Origin of the sequence: Chryseolinea lacunae (genome assembly GCF_016735595.1) — a bacterium.
GTDB classification, from domain to species: domain Bacteria; phylum Bacteroidota; class Bacteroidia; order Cytophagales; family Cyclobacteriaceae; genus Chryseolinea; species Chryseolinea lacunae.
Genome location: NZ_JAERRB010000005.1, coordinates 309228 through 328509 on the forward strand (window position 1 = coordinate 309228; position 19282 = coordinate 328509).

General features: G+C 52.7%; 16 protein-coding genes. 9 read left to right on the plus strand and 7 right to left on the minus strand.

Features of this window, described 5'->3' with window-relative positions; genetic code table 11:
- Window positions 1-3: 3 nt before the first annotated feature.
- The gene (locus JI741_RS16855) at window positions 4-486 is read right to left on the minus strand and encodes a hypothetical protein (RefSeq protein WP_202011623.1); all 483 of its coding nucleotides are present in this window, start codon (window positions 484-486) and stop codon (window positions 4-6) included.
- Window positions 487-495: 9 nt separating this feature from the next.
- Complete coding sequence (fahA, locus tag JI741_RS16860; RefSeq protein WP_202011625.1) at window positions 496-1761, minus strand: fumarylacetoacetase; 1266 nt, start codon at window positions 1759-1761, stop codon at window positions 496-498.
- A 145-nt stretch (window positions 1762-1906) separates the two neighbouring features.
- Between fahA and JI741_RS16865 the strand changes: the two genes are divergently transcribed.
- Window positions 1907-3265: a methyltransferase RsmF C-terminal domain-like protein gene (locus tag JI741_RS16865; RefSeq protein WP_202011627.1), complete on the plus strand. Its 1359-nt coding sequence runs from the start codon at window positions 1907-1909 to the stop codon at window positions 3263-3265.
- Window positions 3266-3370: 105 nt separating this feature from the next.
- Here the strand turns inward: JI741_RS16865 and JI741_RS16870 are convergent, their stop codons facing one another.
- Window positions 3371-4531 (minus strand): MFS transporter, encoded by a 1161-nt coding sequence (locus tag JI741_RS16870; RefSeq protein WP_202011629.1) that lies wholly within the window; start codon window positions 4529-4531, stop codon window positions 3371-3373.
- A gap of 126 nt (window positions 4532-4657) precedes the next feature.
- On the opposite strand from JI741_RS16870, the gene JI741_RS16875 reads away from it, so the two are divergent.
- Window positions 4658-7291, plus strand: coding sequence for a valine--tRNA ligase (locus JI741_RS16875; RefSeq protein ID WP_202011636.1), 2634 nt, complete (start codon window positions 4658-4660; stop codon window positions 7289-7291).
- Here the strand turns inward: JI741_RS16875 and JI741_RS16880 are convergent.
- Genes JI741_RS16880 through porX form a run of 4 tightly spaced genes read right to left on the minus strand, consistent with a single transcriptional unit; the run spans window position 7288 to window position 11279 of the window.
- Window positions 7288-8025, minus strand: a complete 738-nt coding sequence (locus tag JI741_RS16880) for a hypothetical protein (protein ID WP_202011638.1) — start codon at window positions 8023-8025, stop codon at window positions 7288-7290. The genes JI741_RS16875 and JI741_RS16880 overlap by 4 nt on opposite strands.
- A 44-nt stretch (window positions 8026-8069) precedes the next feature.
- Window positions 8070-9293, minus strand: coding sequence for an alanine dehydrogenase (locus JI741_RS16885; RefSeq protein ID WP_202011640.1), 1224 nt, complete (start codon window positions 9291-9293; stop codon window positions 8070-8072).
- Window positions 9265-9723 (minus strand): tRNA (adenosine(37)-N6)-threonylcarbamoyltransferase complex ATPase subunit type 1 TsaE, encoded by a 459-nt coding sequence (gene tsaE, locus JI741_RS16890; protein WP_236676119.1) that lies wholly within the window; start codon window positions 9721-9723, stop codon window positions 9265-9267. Before tsaE ends, JI741_RS16885 begins: the two co-directional genes overlap by 29 nt.
- Window positions 9720-11279, minus strand: a complete 1560-nt coding sequence (gene porX, locus JI741_RS16895; RefSeq protein WP_202011642.1) for a T9SS response regulator signal transducer PorX — start codon at window positions 11277-11279, stop codon at window positions 9720-9722. The genes tsaE and porX overlap by 4 nt, the downstream gene beginning before the upstream one ends.
- 88 nt (window positions 11280-11367) lie before the next feature.
- Here porX and JI741_RS16900 point away from each other — a divergent pair, with 88 nt between their 5' ends.
- The 7 genes from JI741_RS16900 (at window position 11368) to JI741_RS16930 (ending at window position 19278) form a co-directional block, all read left to right on the plus strand.
- Window positions 11368-12591, plus strand: coding sequence for an HD domain-containing protein (locus JI741_RS16900; RefSeq protein ID WP_202011644.1), 1224 nt, complete (start codon window positions 11368-11370; stop codon window positions 12589-12591).
- Between the two features lie 106 nt (window positions 12592-12697).
- A complete protein-coding gene (gene lpxD / locus JI741_RS16905; protein WP_202011646.1) occupies window positions 12698-13759 on the plus strand; it encodes a UDP-3-O-(3-hydroxymyristoyl)glucosamine N-acyltransferase in 1062 nt (353 codons plus the stop codon).
- 89 nt (window positions 13760-13848) lie between these two features.
- Window positions 13849-15246: a bifunctional UDP-3-O-[3-hydroxymyristoyl] N-acetylglucosamine deacetylase/3-hydroxyacyl-ACP dehydratase gene (locus JI741_RS16910; RefSeq protein WP_202011648.1), complete on the plus strand. Its 1398-nt coding sequence runs from the start codon at window positions 13849-13851 to the stop codon at window positions 15244-15246.
- Entirely contained in the window at window positions 15243-16031 is a 789-nt protein-coding gene (gene lpxA / locus JI741_RS16915; protein ID WP_202011650.1) for an acyl-ACP--UDP-N-acetylglucosamine O-acyltransferase, read from the plus strand. The genes JI741_RS16910 and lpxA overlap by 4 nt, the downstream gene beginning before the upstream one ends.
- A gap of 53 nt (window positions 16032-16084) precedes the next feature.
- A complete protein-coding gene (locus tag JI741_RS16920) occupies window positions 16085-16741 on the plus strand; it encodes an ABC transporter ATP-binding protein (protein WP_202011652.1) in 657 nt (218 codons plus the stop codon).
- 103 nt (window positions 16742-16844) lie between these two features.
- Complete coding sequence (locus JI741_RS16925; protein ID WP_202011654.1) at window positions 16845-17330, plus strand: glycosyltransferase family 29 protein; 486 nt, start codon at window positions 16845-16847, stop codon at window positions 17328-17330.
- Between the two features lie 166 nt (window positions 17331-17496).
- Window positions 17497-19278 carry a WG repeat-containing protein gene (locus JI741_RS16930; protein ID WP_202011656.1) on the plus strand — a complete coding sequence of 594 codons (1782 nt, stop codon included), beginning with the start codon at window positions 17497-17499 and terminating at the stop codon, window positions 19276-19278.
- The last annotated feature ends 4 nt before the right edge of the window (window positions 19279-19282 follow it).

Consider the following 19282-nt stretch of genomic DNA (forward strand, 5'->3'; position numbering starts at 1 on the left):
AGGCTAGGGTAAAGTGGGCAGGTCGTTGTTGGATGACGATCCGGGTTGCAGCGGCGATTCGGGGAATGTCTGTTGCGGCCTGGGCAGCTTCAACAAACCAAACGTGAAGATCACAATCAGCAGCGTTGGCAGCATGTAGGCACCAAAGCGAAAACGCAAACCGGTGTGGCTATACGTCCATGCCTGAAAGTCGATGCCGGTTTTCACCAGAATGCCAAACGACAGGGCGATCAATACAATCAGCACGATGCTTCCGGTAGCCCGTTTCAAAACGGAGCGTTTCACCAGGAGTTCAATCAACTCCGCGATGCCAATGGCAACGGCCACCACAATTGCCACGGTGAGCAAGGTGCGTGGAAAGGTGCGGAGGTAATGATACTTGTAGATGATGAGACCGATCTTGCCCAGCAGGTTGGGTTTTGAAATGAGAAGACTGTCAACAATCACCAACGCCAGCACAAAGAGATAGAACGTGAGTTTACGCATACATCAGGATTATAGTGAAGGAAGAATTTTTCCGCTGCATGCGCCAAAGCCAATGCGCACGCCATCGCGCGAGGCATAGGCGTGGAGGGTCACCGTGTCGCCATCGAGCAGGAAGGTTCGGGTGGTGTCATCGGTCATGTGCAGTTTCTTCTGGCCGTTCCAGGAAAGTTCGAGCAACGATCCGAACGAACCCGGCGAAGGACCGCTGATGGTTCCGGAAGCATACACATCGCCCACTTCAATGTTGCAGCCGTTCACCGTGTGGTGCGCCAGTTGCTGGTTCACATTCCAATAGAGATATTTCGCGTTGGTGCGGCTCACCACCACCGCTTCGGCCCCTTCGGGTTGTAGCAACGTTTCGATCACGACATCAAAATTCTTTTTTCCTTCGAATGCCAGATAGGGCAACACATGCGGATTTTGTTCCGGGCCGTCAACGCGGAAAGGTTCAAGCGCGTCGAGGGTAACGATCCACGGCGACAAGGTGGACGCAAAGTTTTTTCCCAGAAAAGGTCCGAGGGGAACATACTCCCACTGTTGAATGTCGCGGGCAGACCAATCGTTGAACAACGCAAACCCTGCGATGTGGTCTTCGGCTTCGTGCGTGTGGATGGGATGACCCAGTTTTGTTTCACCACAGGTGATGAACGCCATCTCCACTTCAAAGTCCAGCTTGTGTGTCGACATGAACATGGGAAACTCCGAGTCGGTTTTCACCTGCCCGCGGGGCCGGCGAACCGGCGTGCCCGACACCACGATAGACGACGCGCGTCCGTGATAGCCTACCGGCAAATATTTCCAGTTGGGCAGCAACGCATTTTTTGGATCGCGAAACATAGACCCCACGTTGGTGGCGTGTTCTTCGCTGCTATAGAAGTCGGTGTAGTTGGGCACGCGCACAGGCAAAAGCATCTCCACATCGTGCATCGCATGCAACACCTGTTTTCGAATGTTCTCCGCCTGCAACGTGGAGTTATCGTGACGAAGCAACAACGACACTTGCTCGCGAACGGCGCGGATCGTTTTTTTGCCCAGCGCAAAAAAATCATTGAGTCGCGAACGGTCGAAAACACCCGAGGGCAAATTCAGATTTCTGAAATAGCCCTGGCCTTCAAGATAATGCAAGTCCAACACGTGGTCGCCAATGGCCACGCCGGCACGCGGTGTTTGATGCTGGGGCCGGAAGATTCCAAAGGGCAGGTTTTGGATGGGGAAGTCGCTGTGTGCAGCCACGGCCACCCAACTTTTCAGGCCAGGGTCGTTTGGGTTAATCATGGCATCCAAGGTAGCGATTTATTAAAAATGATCTTTTAGCACAGCGCCGATAAATCAACCCCAAAGCATTAATTTGCCGTGAACAAAAGATGATGCCTTATACAAATCCGGTTTTGTATGGTGCACATCAACTTCCGGCCAACGCATGAGTGACATCTCCTTTCCCCCGGCTTTTGAACAACGCATGCGCGAACAGCTGGGTGCGCAGTGGGCCGATTTTGAAGCTGCACACCATCAGCCATCGCCGGTGAGCATTCGCCTCAACCCGGCAAAGGTGAGCGCACCACCCGCCGGGGCTTCGTCCATTCCGTGGACGTCGCATGGATACTACCTGCACGAGCGTCCGTCGTTCACCCTTGATCCTGCATTTCACGCCGGTGCATACTATGTACAAGAAGCAAGCTCGATGTTTCTGGAGCAAGCATTCCGCCAGGTGGTGGATCCTGACAAGGCCATTCGCGTGCTCGACCTTTGTGCCGCGCCCGGAGGCAAATCCACGCACTTGCTGAGTTTACTAAACAACCAAAGCCTGCTGGTGTCTAACGAAGTGATCCGGGCACGCGCGTCTATCCTGGCAGAGAACATCCAGAAGTGGGGACACTGCAACGCTGTGGTGACACACAACGATCCACAGGATTTTCAACGACTACAGGGCTTCTTCGATGTGATGGTGGTGGATGCACCCTGCTCGGGCGAAGGACTGTTTCGCAAAGATCCCGACGCCATGCAGGAATGGTCGCCCGACAACGTGGCGCTCTGCAGCAAACGGCAACGGCGTATCCTTAGCGATGTGTGGCCCGCCCTTAAAGAAGGCGGTGTGCTCCTCTACTCCACCTGCACCTATAACGCCGACGAAAATGAAGCCAACCTCGCGTGGCTTCAACAGGAACACGGCGCCGAGTTCATTCCCTTGTTGCTCAACGAAAGCTGGGGCATTCAACGCGTGCTGCATCAGAACATTCCCGGCTATCGATTCTATCCGCACAACGTGAAGGGCGAAGGTTTTTTTATGGCAGCCGTCCGCAAAACAGAATCTACGCCGCTCAGTCGTGTCAAAAACAAAACGTCGTTCATGTCGCCTCCCAAGAAAGCAACGGAGCAACTACCGGCCTTTGTGCGTAACGTGGAGGAAAAGATGTTTATTCTGCGCAACGATCAGATCCAGTTCTTCCCAAAACATCTTGCCGGCGAAATCGAGTTTCTCACCAGAAGTCTCTACCTCCTCACGGCCGGCACCGTGATGGCAACGCTGAAACACGACAAGCTTGTGCCCGAACATCCGCTGGCGTTGTCGTTGGAATTGGAACGCGATAATTTTTCACAACTGAATCTTGAACTTCCCGAAGCGCTGCAATATCTCCGAAAAGAAGGGATACACGTGGAGGGCGCCCGGAAAGGATTTGCCCTGATGCTCCACAACACTTTACCGCTCGGATGGATGAACGTGCTCGACAATCGCTCCAACAACCTGTATCCCTCCGACTGGCGCATCCGGAAGAGTTAACATTTCTTCACGCCTTTGGTCTCGGCAAACGCGCTAAAAAAAGAATGGCCGGCCGAACGTATCGACCGGCTCATTCCCCATAAACCAACCATTTGTTTATGTTACTTAGAGGGCCTGCAAAACTTCCAGAATACTATCGGGCAGGGCCACACCGCTAAAGAATATACCGACACAAAAAACCTTTTCGGCAAACGTTGATTGTTTGATCGCCAACGGAAGTGCACTCACCGAAAGCGATGTAAACATCACAGTAAAAAGGATTGTCATCACAAACACCACGGCCACCGATTGAACCGTGAACACAAACACCATGCTGACCGCGATTGCCACGGCACTGCCCCAGAACGATTTCTCAAGTCCCAGTTTGTTCACCAGGTTGCTGACCGGCCACGAGATGAGCGCCGACAGCACGAGGATGTTTACCATAATGATCTTGCCCTGCCATCCGTTGAACAATGAACCGATCTTGGCTTCGAGCACGTTGGGAAACAGGTTGAACAACACGGTGGTGGCTGTGCCCAGCACGAGCCCCATAAAAAAGATGAAAGCATAGTTCGATTTGGCCAGATCAGGTTGGGTATTCTCTTCGGGTTTTGCCTCCTTGTTTTCGCTGGTCGTGAAAAGCGTTAGCGAATTTTTCTTGAGGGCTATGCCCGAGATGAACACCACCAGCCCGCCGCTGATGAACGTGAGCGGCGCACCCACATAGTCGATGATGTCGACAATGACGGGTTCCACAGCATAGATAAGATTGGCTACAATGGTGAGTATGGCCATGGCGCGTGGCAATTTGTCAATGGGCGAAAACAGTTCCATGGTCGACAGCGCCGGGCTGGTGAAAATGCTCATGGCAATGAGCCAGAAGATAATGAGCACGGGCAGTATCCAGCGGAAAATCTCGCCGGGGTTGCTGAACAAGGTGAAGGCCACGGCCATGAACACCATAGACGCAAAGCTAATGCCCGCAGAAATTACCGGAATGCGATGGCCTTGCTCAAGCCGGTAGCGGTCGCCAAGCTTTCCGGCCACGGGCGGGGTAACAATAAGAATGATGCCCTGGGCGATGGCGAGCAACAGGGTGTAGTTTTTGAAATGAAATTGTTCGAGGAGCTTGGGTTGATAGTTCTGGTAGGCAATCCACCCGATCACAATGGAGCCATAGAGGGCCACGAGGCTCCAGAGCTGCTTCCATTGGATTGTGTTTCTTTCGGATGAGGTCAGCGCAATGGCTTTCATGGTCTTGCGTTCAGTTGGTTGGGTTGACATAGCGATATACGAAGTGTTTAGGGGTGTCGGATTTCGAAGGTCAGAGATTCCGTTATTCAGGCCATTTTCTTTATTTTTACGCCCATTTTCAACCCATTTATAAACCACTGCACCCCGCGTCGCCTCATGCTATCAACCAAATACAATCCTGCCGAAGTAGAAAATAAGTGGTACAGCTATTGGATGGAGCATGGCTTTTTCCATTCGGAACCCCATGCTGACAAAGAACCATATTGTATCGTCATACCCCCCCCAAACGTAACCGGTGTGTTGCACATGGGCCACATGCTGAACAATACCATCCAGGACATCCTGGTGCGTCGCGCGCGCATGCAGGGCAAGGAGGCTTGTTGGGTGCCGGGAACCGACCACGCGTCCATCGCCACCGAAGCCAAGGTAGTGGCCATGTTGCGCGAACGCGGCATCAAAAAGTCGGACCTGACCCGGGAGGAATTTCTGAAATATGCCTGGGAATGGAAAGAGAAATATGGCGGCATCATCCTGGAACAGCTAAAAAAACTGGGCGCCTCATGCGACTGGGACCGTACCAAGTTCACGATGGACCCGGACTATTACGACGCCGTGATCGACGTGTTTATCGACCTCTATAACAAAGGCAACATCTACCGCGGCCTGCGCATGGTGAACTGGGACCCCGCCGGAAAAACCGCCCTGTCAGACGACGAGGTGATTCACCGCGATGTGCCCTCGAAATTGTATTACATCAACTATCCCATCGAAGGCAGCCCCAACGAATTTGTGACCATCGCCACCGTGCGTCCGGAAACCATTATGGCCGACGCGGCCATTTGTGTGAACCCGAACGACGAACGCTATAAACACCTGAAAGGAAAGAAGGCCATCATCCCCCTTATCGACCGGGCCATCCCCATCATCGAAGACGAGTATGTGGCCATGGACTTTGGAACCGGCTGCCTCAAGGTGACGCCCGCCCACGACATGAACGACAACGCCCTGGGCTTGAAACACAACCTGGAGGTGATCGACATCCTGAACGAAGACGGCACACTGAACGACAAAGCCCGGATCTTTATCGGCGAAGACCGTTTCATTGCCCGCAAAAAAATCGGCAAGGCGCTCGACGAAAAAGGATACCTGCAAAAAATGGAAGACTACACCAGCCACGTGGGCTTCTCGGAGCGCACCGACGCGGTGATCGAGCCCCGTCTGTCGCTGCAATGGTTTTTGAAAATGCAGGACATCACCAAGCCCGCACTGCAGCACGTGATGAACGACGACATTCAGCTTATCCCGCCAAAGTTCAAGAACACCTACAACCACTGGATGTCGAACGTGCGCGACTGGTGCATCTCGCGTCAGTTGTGGTGGGGACATCGCATTCCGGCGTGGTATGATCAGGAAGGATTTTATGTTGTTGCCAAGACCGAAGCCGAAGCGTTGAAAGTATACGCCGAGAAAAAGCCCGGTGCTAAAACACCCGTGCTCACACAAGAAAGCGATGTGCTCGACACGTGGTTCTCCAGCTGGCTCTGGCCCATCGCCGTGTTCGACACATCGGTGTTTAAAGGCGATGGCAACAAAGGCAACACGGATCTTAACTACTACTATCCAACCAATGATTTGGTGACGGCTCCCGAGATTCTTTTCTTCTGGGTGGCGCGCATGATCATTGCCGGCTATGAATATCGCGGCGACATGCCGTTCAAGAATGTTTACCTCACGGGAATTGTGCGCGACAAACAGGGACGAAAGATGTCGAAGTCGTTGGGCAACTCGCCCGATCCCCTGGACCTCATCGCCACGTCCGGGGCGGACGCCGTGCGCACGGGCATGCTGTTTAGCTCGCCCGCGGGCAATGATTTGTTGTATGACGAAAAACTGATTGAGCAAGGCCGCAACTTCGCCAACAAGATCTGGAATGCCTTCAGGCTTGTGAAGGGTTGGACCATCGACGCGGGCATTGCCCAGCCGGAAGAAAATAAAGTTGCCATTCAGTGGTTCGAATCAAAATTCAACACGTCGCTGGCAGAGTTGAACGACCACTTCGGAAAGTTCAGAATGTCGGATGCGTTGATGACTGCGTACAAGCTCGTTTGGACGGACTTTTGCGCCTGGTACCTGGAGATGGTTAAACCCGAATTCGAAAAGCCCATCGATGCCGCCACGTATGCCTCAACCGTTGATTTCTTCGAGCGACAGCTACGCGCGCTTCACCCGTTCATGCCCTTCATTACCGAAGAGCTGTGGCACGAGTTGAAAGACCGTTCGGAAGGCGACTGCATCATTGTAGCGCCATGGCCCGCCGAAGGAAAACAGACCGCCTCCATCCTTGAAGAAGGCGCATTTGCTTTCGAGGTGATCACCGAAATCAGAAACTTCCGCAATGGCAAAGGCATTTCCCCAAAGGATGCGCTGAAGCTGATTGTGAAGCAGGGCGATGGCATTGCGATACAATCCTTCTGGCCCATCGTGAAGAAACTTTCCAACGTGAGTGAGGTTTCGTTCACACAAGAAAAAGCAAACGCCTCCGGCTTCATCGCCAGATCGACCGAATTCTTCATCCCTGTTGAAGGTAAGATCGATGTCGAAAAAGAGCGCGAAGCCCTGCAAAAGAAATTGGACTACGAGCTTGGGCTACTGGCAAAGCTGGACCAAAAACTTTCGAATGAGAACTTTGTGAACAGCGCAAAACCTCAGGTTGTTGAACTGGAGCGCAAGAAAAAATCAGATACGGAAGCTAGAATCAAATCATTGCGGGAAAGCCTCGAACGACTTTAGTTCGAGGCGACCAGCGTGTTGTAATAGGCAAAGACTGATTTCAGATCGTTTTCCTTGGAAAGCGACAGGTCTTTTTCTTTGATGTATTGCTCAACGGCGGTGGCTTTGTCGCCAAACACCGGAAGCAGTTTCTTTTTCGACGAGGGCACTTCGAGCGCCGTGCTTCCTTTGAGGTAGAACAACGTGGATTCTTTCATGATCTTGTCATCGCGGTTGCCCACGTTCAGTACGGCGTTGTAGTCTGCCTTTTTAACATACACCGTCATCCGCTTCAGCAACGTCACCGATCCTTCGGCCATCACTTCAAAGAAGCCTTTCAGGGGCGCTTTGCTTTCCGTCAAAAAGTCCTTCGCGTTCACAAAATACGTCGGCTCTTTCGACACGGAATCGATCCACACAAAACTCTTGATCAATTTGGAGGGCATGACCCGCACACCATTTTTTCCACGCAACTCCACCTCGTCGGCATAGATATCGTAGCGGGCCGGGAAACCTTCTACCATCTTGTCGGTATAGAGCAACAACGACGTGGGGCTCCAGTACAACTTATAATATGTATCGCCGATAACCTGTGGCGGAGGCATGGGTATGCCGTAAAGAATATCTTTGTTTGTCGATATGGCGTCCAGTTGCTGCAAGGTGTTTTGTGCACGCATGTTGCTGGGCAAAACAGTCTGTGCATAGCTTGCCGCACAAAGTGCCACGAGCACGACTACGAGTAATTGTTTTTTCATAGGTTGGGGAATTTGCATGTATCGTATTCTAACGTCAGGTATACTCAGAACCTTGCGGCCATCAGGAGTTCAATGTTTTTATATTTCAATCCAAACTTGCGGGCCACGTGTTCGTTGGTGAGTCCGCCTTTGTAGGTGTAGACGCCCTTCATAAACCACTTGTGCGAAAAGATCATCGCCTCCACGCCGCCTTCTTCTGACGCGCGCAATATGGTGGGTGTGAAAATATTGCTCAACGCGTTGGCCGCAGTGTGGGCCACGCGCGACGCCACGTTGGGCACGCAATAGTGAATGACGCCGTGCTTCCGGAAGATGGGCTTGCTCAGTGTGGTGATCTCTGATGTCTCCACACAACCACCCTGATCGATGCTGAGGTCGATAATAAGTGAATCAACCTTCATCTGCGCCACCATTTCTTCGGTGATGACGTGGCGGGGCCGGCCCTTCTCGGCGCGCAACGCTCCCACCACCACATCGGCAGTTTTCAGCGTGTCGCTCAGCGTTATTGTGTCGATGGTAGACGTGTAGATCTGTTGTCCCAAAAGGTGTTTGATGCGGCGAAGTTTGTAGAGGTGGTTGTCGAACACCTGCACGTCGGCACCCAACCCGAGGGCTGCGCGCACAGCATATTCGGCCACCGTGCCCGCACCGATGATGACCACCTTGGTGGGTGGCACGCCGGTGATGCCGCCGAGGATAACCCCCTTGCCGCTATTGGCTGTGCTGAGATATTCTGACGCGATGAGCAGCACACTGCTGCCCGCAATCTCGCTCATGGCGCGAACAATGGGCATGCCCCCTACTTTGTCTTCGATAAACTCGTAGGCCAGGGCTGTAATTTTTTTCTTGGTGAGTGCCTGCAGACTTTCCACTTTCAGTTGGCCGAGTTGCAACGCCGAGATGAGCGTTTGCCCCGCGTGCATCAGTTCGATTTCTTCCAGCGTGGGCGGTTCGATTTTGAGGATCACGTCGGCCTGGTATACTTCCTGCGGTGAATACACAATCTTGGCACCCGCGTCGCTGTATTGTTTGTCGGAAAACTTGGAGCCGTTGCCGGCCTTGGCTTCCACCCACACTTCGTGGCCGTTGTTCACCAGCAGGGCCACGGCATCGGGCGTGAGGCTGATGCGGTTTTCCTGCAGGGAAATTTCTTTGGGCAACCCGATAAAAAACGTATGCCGTCTCTTGCGCACTTCGAGCAGTTGCTCTTGCGGATGCAGGCTCGCTTTGGCCAGGGCTTCAAACCCTGTTTTCTTCTTCTCGCTCATGGACTGAAATCACTATGGTTCGTTCTGTATTATTTTCAACCTGGATGGAAACTTTTGCACGGCGCCCGGGAATGAGCGACGGAATTTTTTCCGGCCATTCAATGAAGCAAGGATAGCCTGAATAAAAATATTCCTCCGTCCCAATGTCATACGCCTCGGCTTCGTGCTTTATTCTGTAAAAGTCAAAATGATATATTTTTGAATGCTCCCGGGTTTCGTATTCGTTCACAATCGAAAACGTGGGGCTGCTCATGGCTTCTTCCACACCGGCGGCGCGGCATATGGCTTTGATGAAGGTGGTTTTGCCCGACCCCATTTCGCCATGAAAAAGCCACACCGGAATCGTGTTCAATCGCTTCACCACTTCTTTCGCCACGTCCGCCAAATCCGATTGTGTCACGGAACGAAACACCGCTTCCTCCGGCATCATGATGCATTTTTCGAATTTAAGAAAATTATAGGAATGATAATCTCTTCCATGCTCACACCACCGTGCTGAAACGTGTCTTTGTAGAAGTTCACGTAATAGTTGTAGTTGTTGGGATAGGCAAAGAACTGATCTTCGATGGCAAACACATACGACGACGACACGTTGAGCTTGGGCAGGAACAATCGCTCCGGCTTCAGCACCGTCATCACTTTCTCGCCTTCATAGCCCAGGTTCTTGCCTTGTTTGTAGCGCAGGTTGCTGTTCACGCTGCGGTCGCCAATGATTTTGAAAGGACGCTTCACGCGGATGGTGCCGTGGTCGGTGGTGATCACCACCTTCACATCTTTCTCGGCAATCTTCTTCAGGATGTCGATGAGCGGCGAGTGCAGGAACCACGACTTGGTGATGGAACGGTAGGCCGATTCGTCGGGGGCCAGTTCGCGCACCATGGCCATGTCGGTGCGGGCGTGCGACAGCATATCCACAAAGTTGTAGACCACCACGTTCAGGTCGTTCTGAAACAGGTTGTTCACCGTGTCGGCCAGGCTCCGGCCCTCCTCCAGGTTTTTGATTTTGTGATACGACATCTTCACGTTGAGGTTGTTCCGGCGAAGCTGTTTGGCAAGAAATTCCGATTCGAAATTGTTCTTCCCTTCGTCTTCGTCTTCCCCAACCCAAAGATCGGGGTTGGTCTTGGCCATTTCCGAAGGCATCTGGCCCGAGAAGATGGCATTGCGGGCGTATGCCGTGGTCGTTGGCAGGATTGAATAATACGTCTCTTCGCTGGTCACGTTGAAATATTCCGTCAGCACCGGCTCAATCACTTTCCACTGGTCGTAGCGCAGGTTGTCGATGAGGATCACAAACACCGGCTTCTTGCCCAGCTCGGGAAACACTTTTTTCTTCATGAGCTGGTGCGAAAGCAAAGGCTTTTCGGCCTTCGGGTCGTTGAGCCATGAGTCGTAGTTACGGATGATGAACTTGGCAAAGTTGGCGTTGGCTTCCGTCTTCTGCATGTCGAGCACTTCGCCCATGTCCTGGTTGTCGGCATGGTCCATCTGCAGTTCCCAGAACACCAGTTTTTTGTAGATGTCGGCCCACTGCTCGTGGTTCATGTTGTCCTGAAAGGCCATGCTGATCTTCCGGAACTCCTGCTGATAGTTGAGGTTTGTTTTCTCGATGACGAGGCGTTTGTTGTCGAGGATTTTTTTCACCGACAGCAAAATCTGGCTCGGGTTGAGCGGCTTGATGAGGTAGTCGGCAATCTTGGAGCCGATGGCCTCTTCCATGATGTGTTCTTCCTCGTTCTTGGTGATCATCACCACGGGAAGATTCGGTTTGTTATTTTTTATTTGCGTGAGGGCTTCGAGTCCCGACATGCCCGGCATGTTTTCGTCGAGGAACACCACGTCGAAATGTTTTTCGTCGGTGAGTTCCACGGCTTCGGTGCCGTTGTTGACCGGGGTGATGTCGTAGCCTCTTTGCTCGAGGAAAAGAATATGAGGCTTCAATAAATCGATCTCATCGTCGGCCCACAAAATGCTATATCTTTGCATAATCGAAATTTTCACCAATTTAACCATTAATCGTTATCCCCTGTCAGTTAATTTCTGACAAACGATTGGAGAAATAAACCCGCGCAGGATGAACAAAAAAAAGATCATCAACGATCCCGTCTATGGCTTTATCACCATCCCCTCCGAACTGATCTTTGACATTGTCTCCCATCCCTACTTCCAACGCCTCCGCCACATTAAGCAACTGGGCCTGACCGACTATGTCTATCCCGCCGCCCAGCATACCCGTTTTCAGCACGCCCTGGGCGCTATGCACCTTATGGGCAAGGCCCTCGACACCCTGAAGTTTAAAGGCATCGACATCTCCGACGAAGAATATGAGGCCTCGCAGCTGGCCATTCTCCTCCACGACATTGGCCACGGACCGTTTTCGCATACACTGGAATACTCCCTGTTGCCGGGCATCCGCCACGAAAGCCTGTCGTATCTGATGATGGATCAACTGAACAAGGAGTTCAACGGCGCCCTGGCCCTGACCCTGAAAATTTTCCGGAACAGCTATAAACGCAAGTTCTTTCACCAGCTGGTGTCGAGCCAGCTCGACATCGACCGGCTGGACTACCTGAACCGCGACTGTTTCTTCACAGGCGTGCAGGAAGGTTCCGTGGGCGTGGACCGTATCCTTTCAATGCTCACCGTGCACCGCGACCAACTGGTGGTAGACGAGAAGGGAATCTACAACATCGAGAATTTTCTGAATGCCCGACGGCTCATGTACTGGCAGGTCTACCTACACAAAACAACGGTGAGCGCCGAGCGCATGCTGGTGAATCTGATTCGCCGGGCGCAGGTGCTGGTGCGCGGTGGTGAAACCGTGCCGGCCAGCCACGCGCTCTCCATCTTTCTCACCCAGGAACTCACGCTGGCCGACTTCAAAACACCACAGATTCTCCACGCCTATGGGCAGCTCGACGACAACGACATCTGGGGTGCCATCAAATGCTGGCTCCATCACGACGACCGGATATTGGCCCTGCTTTCGCAGATGATCACGGAGCGAAAACTGTTTCGCATCAAACTCGGCGCCGAGCCCATCAAAAAAATTCACATCGAAAAAATACGAGAGGCGATCATGAAAAAATACGGCACGCTGCGCGCCGATGCCTCGTATCTTTTTTCGCACGGCACCGTCAGCAACGAAGCGTATGCCGAGGGGCATCACATCAACATTCTCATGCGCAGTGGCGAGGTGTTAGACATTGCCCAGGCGTCGGAGCTTCCCAACATCAAGGCGCTGAGCAAAATCGTGAAAAAAAATTATCTCTGCTGGCCTAAAAATGTATCTTTGTAGAATTCGTTAGGGTGTGTTGACAACCCGTGAACCCGATAGCACAATGCTCTGGCTTTAGCACGACGAACAAGACAAGAATCGAACGCTTTATTTAACGATCAACAGAATGGAATTTACGGTCAATCAAGTAGCCGCCATGCTGGGCGGAGAAGTGAACGGCAATGGCAACCAGAAGATCAACATGCTGGGCAAAATCCAGGATGCCAAGGAAGGCCAGATTGCGTTTCTCTCCAACCCGAAATACGAACAATATATCTACACCACCCTGGCCACGGCCGTGATCGTGAAAAGAGATTTTGTGGCCCGCAAAGAAATCTCCGCCACTCTCATCCTGGTAGACGATCCCTACATCAGTTTCACACGCCTCCTGGAAGAATATCACAAGCTGGTGAGCTTTCAGAAAAGCGGCGTGGAGCAACCCTCTTTCATGGGCGAGAACTCCACCATCGGCAACGGATATTACCGGGGTGCATTCTCCTACATCGGCAACAACGTGAAGATTGGCGAGCAGGTAAAAATCTATCCCCATGCCTATGTTGGCGATAACGTGGTGATCGGCGATCATTGCATCATCCACTCGGGCGTGAAAATTTATGCCGACACCAAAATCGGAAACCACTGTGTGATCCATTCGGGAACCGTGATTGGCAGCGACGGCTTTGGCTTCGCGCCCCAGAGCGACGGGTCCTACAAAACCATTCCGCAGCTGGGCACGGTCATCATCGAAGACCATGTGGCCATCGGTGCCAACACCGTCATCGACTGCGCCACCCTGTTTGGCGATGCCACCGTGGTGCGCCAGGGTGTGAAGCTCGACAACCTCATTCAGATTGCACACAACGTAGAGATTGGCAAGAACACCGTTATTGCCGCCCAGGCCGGCATTTCGGGCTCGACCAAGATCGGCGAAAACTGCATGATCGCGGGCCAGGTCGGCATTTCGGGGCACATCGTCATTGCCAACCACACCGGAATCGGGGCCCAGGCGGGCATCTCCAAATCCATCAAGGAAGAAGGTAAAAAGTTGATGGGATCGCCCGCCTATGACTTCAGCGAATACTATAAGGCCTATGCCGTCTTCAAAAAGCTTCCGGACATTTTCCACCGCCTCAGAGCCGTGGAAGACAAGGCTAAAAAGTCTGAAAATACCTCGCTTTCAGTAGATTAGCGAGCATAGCATCCCGTGCGGGGGAGGGCAAAACTCAAAATTGGATATTCTGGAGTTTGAGGTTAACTTTGCCAACTTTTGCACACCACATGCTCAATATAAAACAGCAAACCATTCAGAAATCGGTGACCCTTTCGGGCGTCGGGCTTCATAGCGGGGTTCAGACCAACATCACCTTTTTGCCCGCGAAACCCAACCACGGAATAAAATTCCAGCGCGTTGATCTGCCCGGCTCGCCCATCATCGATGCCGACTGCGACAATGTGGTGGATGTGTCGCGGGGAACCACCATTGAGCAAAGCGGTGCGCGTGTGAGCACTATCGAGCACACCTTGGCCGCCTGCACTGGTCTTGAAATAGACAACGTGCTCATCCAATTGGACGGCCCTGAGTGCCCCATCATGGACGGCAGCTCCATCGAGTTTGTAGAGGTATTGAAAGCCGCCGGCACCGAAGAACAAAACGCCCTCCGCGATTTCTTCGAAGTGCAGGAGCCCCTCTTCTACCGCGAAGCCGCCCGTAACGTTGAAATCGCCGCCCTCCCGCTGGACGACTACCGCGTGACGGTGATGATCGACTACAACTCGCCCGTGTTGGGCAGCCAGCACGCATCGATCACCGACATCCGTCAATTCGAAAAAGAAATCGCGAACTGCCGCACCTTCTGCTTCCTGCACGAACTGGAGATGCTGTATAAAAACAACCTCATCCGCGGCGGCGACCTGAACAACGCCATCGTGATTGTGGACCGCGTGGTGCAGGAAAACGAACTGGAAAACATCGCCAAAATGCTGGGCAAACCCAAAGTTGCCGTGAAGCAGGAAGGCATTCTGAATAACATTGAACTCCGCTACAAAAACGAGCCGGCACGCCACAAGCTGCTGGACATCGTGGGTGATCTGACGCTTGCAGGCAGACCGCTGAAGGCACAAGTGCTCGCGGCCCGTCCCGGACACGCCGCCAACGTGGCGTTTGCCAAGAAGCTGAAGAAAGCCATGCAGGAGTCTGACAAGAAGGGCAGACCAAAATACAATCCCAGCCTGCCTCCGGTAATGGATATCAACAAGGTGGCCGCCACCTTGCCCCACCGCTACCCGTTTCTGCTGATCGACAAGATTATTTACCTCGACAACGAAAGCGTGTCGGGTGTGAAGAACGTGACGGCAAACGAATACTTCTTCCAGGGCCACTTCCCCGGAAACCCCGTGATGCCCGGCGTGCTTCAGATTGAAGCCATGGCGCAGATCGGTGGCATACTGGTGTTGAACACCGTGCCCGACCCGGAAAACTATTGGACATACTTCCTGGGTATTGAAAATTTCAGATTCCGAAAAATGGTACTGCCCGGCGACACCCTCGTGATTCAGTGCGACCTGCTCGCGCCCATCAAGCGCGGCATCGCGAAAATGACAGGACGCGCCTATGTGGGCAACACCCTGGTTTGTGAAGGTACCATGACCGCCAGCATAGTTCGTAAAGACGCATGAGCCGATTCCCCATGACCAACGTACACCCCGACGCCGTCATTGGCGAGAACGTGATCATCGAGCCGTTTGCCACGGTGCAAAAGAATACAGTGATCGGCGACGGTTGCTGGATTGGTCCCAACGTGACCATCATGGAAGGTGCGCGTCTTGGCAAGAACTGCAAAATATTTCCCGGCGCCGTCATCTCGGGTGTGCCGCAGGACCTGAAGTTTAAGGGCGAAGAAACCACTGCCGAAATCGGCGACAACACCACCGTGCGCGAGTGTGTCACCATCAACCGTGGCACCATCGACAAATACAAAACCGTGATCGGCTCCGACTGCCTCATCATGGCCTATGCGCACATTGGTCACGACTGCATCATTGGCAACAACTGCATCCTGGGCAACACGGTGCAACTGGCCGGCCACGTGGTGATTGACGACTACGCTATTTTTGGCGGAGCCTGTGCTGTGCAACAGTTCTCGAAGATCGGTGCGCACGCCTACATTGGTGGTGGGTCGCTGGTGCGGAAAGACATACCGCCGTTTACGAAAGCTGCGCGCGAGCCGCTGTCGTATGCCGGCATCAACACCGTGGGCCTTCGTCGCCGCGGCTACAGCTCCGAAAAAATCAACGAAATTCAGGAGATCTATCGCATGATCTTCATGAAGGGGCTCAACAACTCCAAGGCTATTGAAATGGTGGAAAGCGAAATGCCCACCAGCGAAGAACGCGACTACATCCTGGACTTCATCCGAAACTCGGAGCGGGGCATCATGAAAGGTTATGAAGGGAATGACTAGGCAGTGGGCGGACGCTTTCGCTTCGTTCTGAACGTGTGAAAGAAGAACGCGCAATGTCACATTCTCCCCTACCCTCCACTTCCAGCCCTCAACTTTCCATTGGCGTTGCCGACCTCGGCAAGAAATTTAACCGCGACTGGATTTTCCGCAAGCTCACCCACACGTTTAAAGGGGGAGAGATCTATGCAGTGACGGGCCCCAACGGCTCGGGCAAGTCCACGTTGTTGCAAGTGCTTTGGGGACAGATGCCCCCCAGCACAGGCACCCTCACCTACGACATTTCCAGCACTAACGTTCCGGCCGAATCCATCTTCCGTCACGTGGCCATTGCCACACCCTATCTCGACCTCATTGAAGAATTCACGTTGCGGGAGCAGTTGCGTTTTCATTTCAGCCTGCGCCCAAGCCGTTATGCGTGGAGCGAAAACGAAATGCTGGAGCGTATGTATCTCACGCATGCGCGCGATAAATACATCTCCAATTTTTCGTCGGGCATGCGACAGCGTGTAAAACTTGCCCTGGCGTTTTTTTCGGAAGCGTCCATTCTTTTCCTGGACGAGCCGGGCACCAACCTGGACCAGCAGGCATTCGATTGGTATCTGGAACAATTGAAGGCTGTGCCCGCACACTGCCTGGTGTTTATTGCCAGCAACCAGCCGGCCGAATATCCGGCCAACGCGCAGAAAATTGACATCATGCGCTATAAATAGCGGTTACAAGATTTATCCCTATTCCATTAACAGTATCCACGCGGGTGACTAAGTTTGATTTTAATATTTTTACTAGCATATTCGTATTCTTAAAAGTTAACGCATGAAACATTTAGCCAGATTATTATCCCTTTTGATACTCGTTAGTGCAGGCTTTTTCTATGCCGGTTGCAGCAAAAAAGATGACAACCAGTCGGAAGAAGAAACCCAGCTTAACAAGTTGAAGTCCGATCAGTGGACGTTGACTTCCGCCAAAGATCCTTCCGACAGAACTTCTGAATATCCCGGCATGAAACTCACGATCTCCGGCACGTTTAGCGAAGGCGGCGTGTATCACTACACCAGCTCGGCAACCTCGTGGCCCAGCGTGAGCCCCTGGAAAAAAGAATCCGATTGGAAATTCCAGGCCGGTGCCGTATCCAACACCATAATCCGCCTGGCCGACGATCAGGTTATGAACTACACACTGTCGAATGGCGACAAAACATTGACCATCGCCTTCACCTACCCCGAAAGCGGCGAGGGCTTTAATAACGGCCGCACCGAATCGGTTTCCGGCGACTGGACATTTGTGTTCACAAGACCTTAACGAAATTTCAATTTCCACCAAGAAAGGCTTCCTGTAGAGGAAGCCTTTCTTTATGCGCCGTGGCCACCGATCTGGCTTTAAACTTCCCTACTTTTGCAGCACGGGCAAAACCCTGCTATCTTCCGCCACGTTCCTTTCAATCTATAAAACACCGACCCTCTTGTTTATGAAAACATCCGCGCTGCTCAGCCTGTCTCTGGTTATGCTCATCCTCTTTGGCTGTAGTGTTGCCAAAAAAGAATCGTTCGAGAAAGACATCCAGGTTTTCCTTACCTCCTTTCAGGCCAGCCTGGGCCAGGGCGATGAAGCCGCGCTGAAATATTTCGACACCAACCAGTCGCGCGAGTCGCTGCTCAAGGCCCTTCACGTGTTGCAAAACAAAGAAGGCGAATATGTGCTCTGCGAAGCCATGTTTCAGGCCGCCACCATCACGACCGACGAACACGGCACAAAAGTTTCTATCCCCGCCCGGTTCTCGGCAAAAGAAAAGGACGTGAGCCAGGACACCACCTCGGCAACGCTGGTGCTATGGCTCGAAACACGCAAACCTTCGTTTGTGATCACACGGCTGGAAGGCGAAGCGTTCTACGAAAAATATGCTTCCCTCAGCAACGCGCTTCAATGGGATGTGGACAGACACAACGAACTCAAAAAACGCGAACCGATCTATGCTCAGGCAAAAGCCCTCCAACAAAAATTCGACTCGGTGATCTGGTTCACCATCTACAAAACAAAAACGTATTTCTATGCCGTGAAAGGCCAATGGGAAAACAGCGATACGCGAAAAACCGATGCCTACACGATGGGCCTGCTCGACGACGCCGGTAACGTGGTGATTCCCGTCGAGTATGAAATGATCGGCACACTGGGCTATGACCTTCCCAACATTGTGGAAGTGAAAAAAGGCGGCAAGGTTGGCTACTTCGACATCGACACCAAACAAATGCTCATTGATCCTGCCTACGACATGATCGTTCCCTACAACCGCGAAAACACATTGGCGCTGGTGAAGAAAGACTCGGTCTATGGCTTTGTGAACTATCAACTCGCCTATGCGGACGGCTTCCCTACGGCGAAAGCAAAAACATGGGTGACCAACTTTGAGTATCTGCCTAAAGAACTTCGCCTCGTGAACGGTTCGCAGGCCCTTTGTGAAGTGCCCAATGCCGAGAACCTTGGTGTGGGCAACCTGGCCATGCCCTCCTACCTGGTGAAGACCGGCGTGTTTGAAGAACTTTTGTCGGGCATCTCCACCACCGTGGCGCCCATGGGCGGATGGACAGAATCGATTGAAACACACGGCAGCTTCCTGCAAACCGTGTCTGACAACATCAACGCGCTGATCACCGCCGTGACCAGGAACTACCTGGAAGGACGTGAGGAATTTTATACCGAAAACCGCGTCGTGTTCATGGATCACAAAAACGATACCCTGGCCGTTGCCAACATCCCCACCAAGGTGGTGACGCAGATGAAAAGAATCGGCCCCGACATCCTGGAAATTACATCAGAGACCGAAGACATGTGGTATGAACCCCAGGGCTATGAAGATTTTGACGGACCACAGTATACCTACTTCAAACTCGCCGAGAACGGAACAGTGCTGGCGTTGACATCGCATCGCATGTTTGCACAAACTGAGTTTATCAAACTTGACAGCAGCTATCTGTCCGGTAAATTCACACACGTCGATCCCAACACCGGCCAAACAGATTCGACTACGTTTCTGTCGGTGCCAACGCTGAACTTTATGCGCGACGAAATTCTGGCCAGCTATGGCATGCGTTTCCCCGAAGGTTCTGCAAACGCTGGCTATATCTCGGGCAATTGGTACACGCCCCGCTATGACAAGGTGGAAGAATTTGAAGACCAGCTCACCGACATCGATCGCCACAACCTTCAGTTTCTCGAGAAGGTGATCGCCCTGCTGACCACCAAACCGGCTTGACGCG

Bases quoted from the DNA above. Each gene is read 5' to 3' on its own strand.
- JI741_RS16855 (WP_202011623.1), bottom strand. From the start codon at position 486: ATGCGTAAACTCACGTTCTATCTCTTTGTGCTGGCGTTGGTGATTGTT.
- fahA (WP_202011625.1), bottom strand. From the start codon at position 1,761: ATGATTAACCCAAACGACCCTGGCCTGAAAAGTTGGGTGGCCGTGGCT.
- JI741_RS16865 (WP_202011627.1), top strand. From the start codon at position 1,907: ATGAGTGACATCTCCTTTCCCCCGGCTTTTGAACAACGCATGCGCGAA.
- JI741_RS16870 (WP_202011629.1), bottom strand. From the start codon at position 4,531: ATGTCAACCCAACCAACTGAACGCAAGACCATGAAAGCCATTGCGCTG.
- JI741_RS16875 (WP_202011636.1), top strand. From the start codon at position 4,658: ATGCTATCAACCAAATACAATCCTGCCGAAGTAGAAAATAAGTGGTAC.
- JI741_RS16880 (WP_202011638.1), bottom strand. From the start codon at position 8,025: ATGAAAAAACAATTACTCGTAGTCGTGCTCGTGGCACTTTGTGCGGCA.
- JI741_RS16885 (WP_202011640.1), bottom strand. From the start codon at position 9,293: ATGAGCGAGAAGAAGAAAACAGGGTTTGAAGCCCTGGCCAAAGCGAGC.
- tsaE (WP_236676119.1), bottom strand. From the start codon at position 9,723: ATGATGCCGGAGGAAGCGGTGTTTCGTTCCGTGACACAATCGGATTTG.
- porX (WP_202011642.1), bottom strand. From the start codon at position 11,279: ATGCAAAGATATAGCATTTTGTGGGCCGACGATGAGATCGATTTATTG.
- JI741_RS16900 (WP_202011644.1), top strand. From the start codon at position 11,368: ATGAACAAAAAAAAGATCATCAACGATCCCGTCTATGGCTTTATCACC.
- lpxD (WP_202011646.1), top strand. From the start codon at position 12,698: ATGGAATTTACGGTCAATCAAGTAGCCGCCATGCTGGGCGGAGAAGTG.
- JI741_RS16910 (WP_202011648.1), top strand. From the start codon at position 13,849: ATGCTCAATATAAAACAGCAAACCATTCAGAAATCGGTGACCCTTTCG.
- lpxA (WP_202011650.1), top strand. From the start codon at position 15,243: ATGAGCCGATTCCCCATGACCAACGTACACCCCGACGCCGTCATTGGC.
- JI741_RS16920 (WP_202011652.1), top strand. From the start codon at position 16,085: ATGTCACATTCTCCCCTACCCTCCACTTCCAGCCCTCAACTTTCCATT.
- JI741_RS16925 (WP_202011654.1), top strand. From the start codon at position 16,845: ATGAAACATTTAGCCAGATTATTATCCCTTTTGATACTCGTTAGTGCA.
- JI741_RS16930 (WP_202011656.1), top strand. From the start codon at position 17,497: ATGAAAACATCCGCGCTGCTCAGCCTGTCTCTGGTTATGCTCATCCTC.